General features: G+C 65.2%; 4 protein-coding genes and 2 pseudogenes. All 6 read right to left on the bottom strand.

What is annotated here, in order from left to right; translation table 11 throughout:
• Window positions 1-221: 221 nt before the first annotated feature.
• Entirely contained in the window at window positions 222-806 is a 585-nt protein-coding gene (locus AZG88_RS26970) for a dihydrofolate reductase (RefSeq protein ID WP_063886891.1), read from the bottom strand.
• 109 nt (window positions 807-915) lie between these two features.
• Window positions 916-1,089, bottom strand: coding sequence for a hypothetical protein (locus tag AZG88_RS54220; protein WP_231914212.1), 174 nt, complete (start codon window positions 1,087-1,089; stop codon window positions 916-918).
• Window positions 1,090-1,451: 362 nt separating this feature from the next.
• A pseudogene (locus tag AZG88_RS50590) lies at window positions 1,452-2,305 on the bottom strand (glycosyltransferase family 2 protein); the annotation flags it as partial.
• Window positions 2,306-2,683: 378 nt separating this feature from the next.
• Window positions 2,684-3,349, bottom strand: coding sequence for a hypothetical protein (locus tag AZG88_RS26950; protein WP_156517632.1), 666 nt, complete (start codon window positions 3,347-3,349; stop codon window positions 2,684-2,686).
• A gap of 282 nt (window positions 3,350-3,631) precedes the next feature.
• Entirely contained in the window at window positions 3,632-4,783 is a 1,152-nt protein-coding gene (locus AZG88_RS50585) for an Lsr2 family DNA-binding protein (RefSeq protein WP_082833484.1), read from the bottom strand.
• 531 nt (window positions 4,784-5,314) lie between these two features.
• A pseudogene (locus AZG88_RS54215) lies at window positions 5,315-5,650 on the bottom strand (hypothetical protein); the annotation flags it as partial.

The following is a 5,650-nucleotide window of genomic DNA, read 5'->3' as shown; positions in this document are numbered from 1 at the left end:
CATTGGGAGACACGCCCTAGAACGGTGGGTCTCGCGACTACTCGAAGTCGACAACATCCGATACGCCCTCCTCTTCCCCCGGGACATCCATCGGATTCGCCCCTGACAGGCTGTTGCGCAAGAGAAATGGTGCGGGTCAATGCTCCCCAAGTCGACCCGCACCAAGCCAATGCTTGGTGCCTCCTCGCTTGACAAGAGAGAGGGTTCCCGCAATCGGATCCTCAGATGGCGATCTGGCGGGGTGCGGACCTGCCTGAGCAACGATCCGGCTGGCTCACCCCGAAGTGGTCCGCCCTGGGCCTTAGCTCCGCAGACCCTGCGCCAAGAGGGCTACTGAGGGCTGATCGCGGCTCGGCTCGACGATAGGTGACCCAGCTGTAGCGGTCCCGTGGGATTCGCTCTGTCTCCGTCCACCGAGTGGGCTCGATGTCCGGAAACACCACATCCCCGTCGAGATCGGTCTCGATCTCGGTGATCTCCAGACAGTCCGCGCTATCGAGCAGCTGAGCGTAGACCTCGCCCCCGCCGAAACCGATGACCTCTTCGTCACCCGCGGCCGCGAGAGCCTCGGGAATCGAACCCACCACCGTGACACCCGCCGGCGCCCAATCAGTGCTGCGGGTCACGACGACCGTGCGCCGACCCGGAAGGGGCTTGCCAATGGAATCGAACGTGCGCCGCCCCATCACCAGCGTCCGCCCGAGCGTCAAACCCTTCACCCGTTGCAGATCATCGCGGTCCCGCCAGGCCAGATCCCCATCGCGGCCGATGACGCCGTTCCGGGCAACCGAGGCAATCAATGTCACTCGCACCCGACCTCATGCCCAACACCGAGTCACGACCGCGACACCGTTTTCGTCCGTTACCCCGGGTGGGACGGACGAAACGCCGACTCGTCGCCGACGGAACACCGGGTCAGCCGGCACCGAGGTACCTGGTCGTGACGCCGATCGTCTCGTTGTCGAGCTCGACGTACGACGGCTGCGGAACGCTCGAACACAGTTCGCCATACGCCCACCGCGCCACATTCTCGAACGTCGGGCGAAACGCGAAGGTCTCCGCCCACACACCGCCCGTCAACTTCTGCACGCACAGATCAACAGCCTCGTCCAACGCATCCCCGTGTCCACGAACCACCCACGCTCCCCCAGCTGGTCGTCGCCGAACGAAAACCCCACCCGCATCGACACCTCGAACCCTTCCGCCGGTACCACCGGCGGCAATTCCCGGCTTCTCCTCACCGGGGACGGGAGCCCTTGCTTCGCAGTGAATGTCCGACCGCTCTCCACGCTGTACACGCCCGGACCGTATCAACCACACCGGACGACAGGCACAGCACCGCCGGCGCTTCATAGGCCCAGTGCAGAGGGTCACCGAGTCCGCGGGGGCCTTGCCATCATCGAGGGTGCCAGCGGGTCGATGGCCCCGTTGTCACCACCACGACATGGGTCTCAGCCGGGGGCAACAGCGTCCTCGTCACCGAAAATCTGTTCCCATCTCGTGTTTCCCGCCAACTCGGCAGCCGCCGCACGGTAACGCTGCCGAAGCCCCGGGAACTCGTGGTCGAGTCGACGATGCAGAGTGAGGGACTCGCGCAACAATGAGCGGGTGGTGCCCCCGATCGCGCTGCCGGTAAACAACGCCGCGGCCGTCGGCAGTGGTCACGGTGACGCCATCGATACGACCGAGGCGAAACCAGCGCGCCTCGGTCGGTGCATAGTTCGCCTGCGGTACCTGATGATGCCGGATATCGGTCGGGCGGAGGTTGTTCGCCGCCGCCGCGGCCAGGCTCGCGATCTTCCCGAGCCTTGTCGGAGTCCGGGCTCCCGACCGGAGGGTATCGCCGCTGGCGCGGGGCAGTGCGGTCGCCGACTCGAGCACCACCGCATCCGGATACTCGGCCCGCAGCGCGGCGAGGGGAATCATGCACATCCACCACCCGTTGAAGTCGACGTCGACCACCCGTTGAAGTCGACGTCGACCACCCGGTGCAGGTTGCGGGAGTGCTCGGTGTCGGTGAGTGGGTGCGCGGCGAAATCGTGGTCGTACCCCGAAAACGGGGCAGCAGTCCACATGAACGTCGACTGATCGACCGCCTCACCCATCGTGTGGAGGTGCGCGCGTTCCTGCAGGCTGAGCATCTGCCCGCCGACCAGCATCGGTGCCTTGGCGAACCGGGACACCGCCAGCGCCCGCAGGATCGAATCCGGCTCGATGGCGATGTCGTCGTCCATGAACAGGATGTACGGGCTGGCGGTGAGGCCAGTGCCTCGTACATGATCCTCGAGTAGCCGCACGAGTCACCTCTATCGGCCGCGCTCGAACTCGCGAACAACATCGCCGCGCGGAACCCTGACGCAATTCGCGCTGCAAAGAAACTCCTCGACAGAGCCGGACGAGTGAGCCTCGCTGAGCAGCTGGCCGCCGAGCAGATAGCCGTTAATCGACTCATCGGAAGCGCAAATCAGTCCGAGGCCGTCCGTGCACGGTTGTCCCAGAGGCAGCCGGTATTCGTCGACCCCGACCCCGCGATATCGACCTACCCCTGATTCGAGGATGCCTGGGCCGGCCAGAAGTACCGGCCGAGAGCGGTGCGCCACGGCTCGGCGCACCGCGGTCCGGCTGGACAACCTTGTGGATACCTGCGCCCGAGTACCGCCACCCTCATGTACCGCGGGTGAGGTCACCGGGCGCCGGCGCCCACCGCCGGGGCCCGGGTCAGCACCCGAGCCAGCGCCACCGTGGCCGTCAACACGGCGGCCACCACCGCGATAACGCACACGAACGTCACGGGGACGGTGGAATACCCAAACAACCCAGCGACGCCCACACCCGCGGCCGTCGCCGTCAACGCACCGACCGGCAGCAACACCGCCAGCATCCGCACGGTTCCCGCGCGCCGATCATCGCCCGCCGCGGCCAGCACCCACCACACACCCAGCAATGCGCACCCATACGCCAGCACCGCACTGCCGGCATAGAACACCAACACCACTGCCCATTCCACCGCGATGCCCACCGTGGCCGTGAAGACGGCATACAGCAATACCAGCATCGGCGACAACCCCACCGTGATACCAGCCATGGCCGCGGCGACGGTCCGGCCCAGCAAAAAGGTGCGCCGACCGCAGCGTTCATCCGCGCTCGCCGCGTCCCGCACCATCCGCCACCCGGACAGCCACAGCACCACCCCGCAAGCGGCGCCGGCCACCGTGGCACCACCAAGGACCGCCACCGCAATAATCGATGGATCAGTCAGTTCCGGCCGGAACGACGTCGCCACCGCGTACGGCCGCGAAGTAAACGCGGCGAACTCCACCGCCGCAACCAGCCCGACGACCACACCCACAACCCCGAAAATCCCGCTCTGTCTCCCCACCTGCCCATCGTGTCATCGGTAGGTGCTCAGATACCGAAAACCGCGGCCACAGGCGGTTCCCCAACGCATATGCGACCCTCCCGATCCATTCCGCGCGGGAATCGTCAAGTCACGTGCGCCGGGATACCTCGCACCCATCCCCGGCACCGCTGCGACGGCGGACAACTGCCCACCGCCGAGGGTCATGGTCCCCACAGGCTCGTAGCCTTCCCGGCAGGATGGCCACGCTGTGCATCAGGGCCATGTTGCAAGTCACGCGACCGGCATCGCGGCCTGAGCATCATGGAATGCTCGCTCGATCTCGACCGCAATCCGGCCGCGGGAGGACACCTCGTGACCTGCCTTGATCGCCCATTCACGAATCTCCCTCGGCGGCTTCTTCGCCGGAGCCTTCCTCACCACTTCCCTTTGCACCGGCGCCTTCGCCGCGGCCGTCTTCTTTACGGCCGTTTTCTCCGAAGTTGCCTTCGTCGCGACTGTTTTCTTCCCGGCCTTCTTCGTCGAGGCGGTCGTCGTCGCGACTGTCTTCTTCGCCGGAGCCTTACTCGCCGCTACTCTCTTGACGGGAGCCGCCGCCGCAGTCATGTTCTTGGCAGCTGTCGTGTTTGCGGCCGTCTTCTTTACCGGCGCCGGTTTGACCTGAGCCTTCTGCGTCTGAGCGTCGTGGAAGGCTTGCTCGATCTCGGCCGGAATCCTTCCGCGGGAGGACACCTCGCGGCCATCTGCGGTCGCCCACGCACGAATCGCCTTGTTCGTCGTCTTTATCGGAGCCCTACTCTCCACTGCCTTTTTCACCGGCACCTTCGCCGCGACCGGCTTCTTCCCGGTCGCCTTCTTCGCAGCCGCCTTCGTCGCGCCTATCTTTTTCTCCGCCGGAGCTTTGCTCGCCGCTTCCGTCATGACCGGAGCTGCCGCGGCGGTCTTCTTGGCAGCTGCCTTCTTCGCTGCCGTCTTCTTTACCGGCGCCGGTTTGACCTGAGTCTTCTTCGCCTGCGCGTCGTCGAAGGCTTGCTCGATCTCGGCCGGAATCCTCCCGCGGGAGGACACTTCCATGCCCTCCCCGATCGCCCACTCACGAATCTGCTTGGTCGTTTTCCTCGTTGGGGCCTTGCTCGCCGCCCGCTTTGCGGGGGCCTTTTCCCCAGGTACCTTCTTCAAGGCCTTCTTCTTCACAGCTGTCGTCTCCGCGGTCTTCTTCTCTGCGGTCTTCTTCGCGGCCGTCTTCTTTGCCGGCGCCGGTTTGACCTGAGCCTTCTTCGCTTGAGCGGCATCGAATGCTTGCTCGATCTCGGCCGAAATCCGGCCTCGGGAAGACACCTCCAATCCCTCCCCGATCGCCCACTCACGAATCTCTTTCGTCGTCTTTTGCGCCGAACCTGCAGAACCCCTCGGTGATACCGCCATATTTTTCTCCCTATTCGCCGGGCAATCGTCGATCGCACACAGTAGCGGCATTTCGGCCCTCTCACCGCCAGCAGATTGAAACGGCAAGTAATCACACGCGGGCCGCCCTGATTCCCGAGGACCCGTGCCATCACCCGTGTCGTCCAGCAGAAACATACAGAGCACCATCTGTCGACGGTGCCGACTCCTGCAGGACCACTGCGGCCAAGCAGGCCAGGAACTTCTTCCGCCGCGAGAATGGCGAATGCGAATATTCTTGCACTGCATCCAATTACAACGAATATCGGTCAGCCCGGCGGGACCTTCGCACATGCACCGAAGGCCTCGAGACTGCCGTGACACGAAACGCAGCTCGAGAACGAACAGCGGCGGGAAAGTGTCGTGCCCGCAACCACGGCCGGGAGGAAAGCGAGAGTGCCACACCAGCGACCCCATTCTCGCATTAGACCGCCGATCCCAACACCAGTTACGACACTGCGTCATGGCGCGGGATGCGCATCCAACCGTCCGTGACCGTTCTCGAGGACGGGGCTACGGAAGCCGGGCGCTGCCCGCACCCACGTATTTCAGGTGGTGGACCTCGCCTGGGGCCTTGACCACCTCGTCGCAGGTGCTCGGGTCGCTCAGGACGTCGTGGGATTCGGCGACGGGAAGTGCGGCCGAGTCGAGGGCCCCGCGGTCGAGCAGCATCAGGGCAAGTTCGGCGGGGTTGTTGCGGCAGCGGTAGATCACCCCGTCGGTATGCGGGTCGGCGCCCACGATCTGATGGCAGGTGGTGCGGGACCAGGTGTCGGCGCCACGGTCACAGCCGACCAGGGTCCCGGACAGGTTCAGCGATCGCAGATCGCCGTCGAGGAGGGACGCCAC

The sequence above is a fragment of the Rhodococcus sp. LB1 genome (genome assembly GCF_001583455.1).
GTDB lineage: Bacteria > Actinomycetota > Actinomycetes > Mycobacteriales > Mycobacteriaceae > Rhodococcus_F > Rhodococcus_F opacus.
This window is presented reverse-complemented; position numbering and strand designations above follow the sequence as displayed.

Bases quoted from the DNA above. Each gene is read 5' to 3' on its own strand.
- AZG88_RS50585 (WP_082833484.1), bottom strand. From the start codon at position 4,783: ATGGCGGTATCACCGAGGGGTTCTGCAGGTTCGGCGCAAAAGACGACG.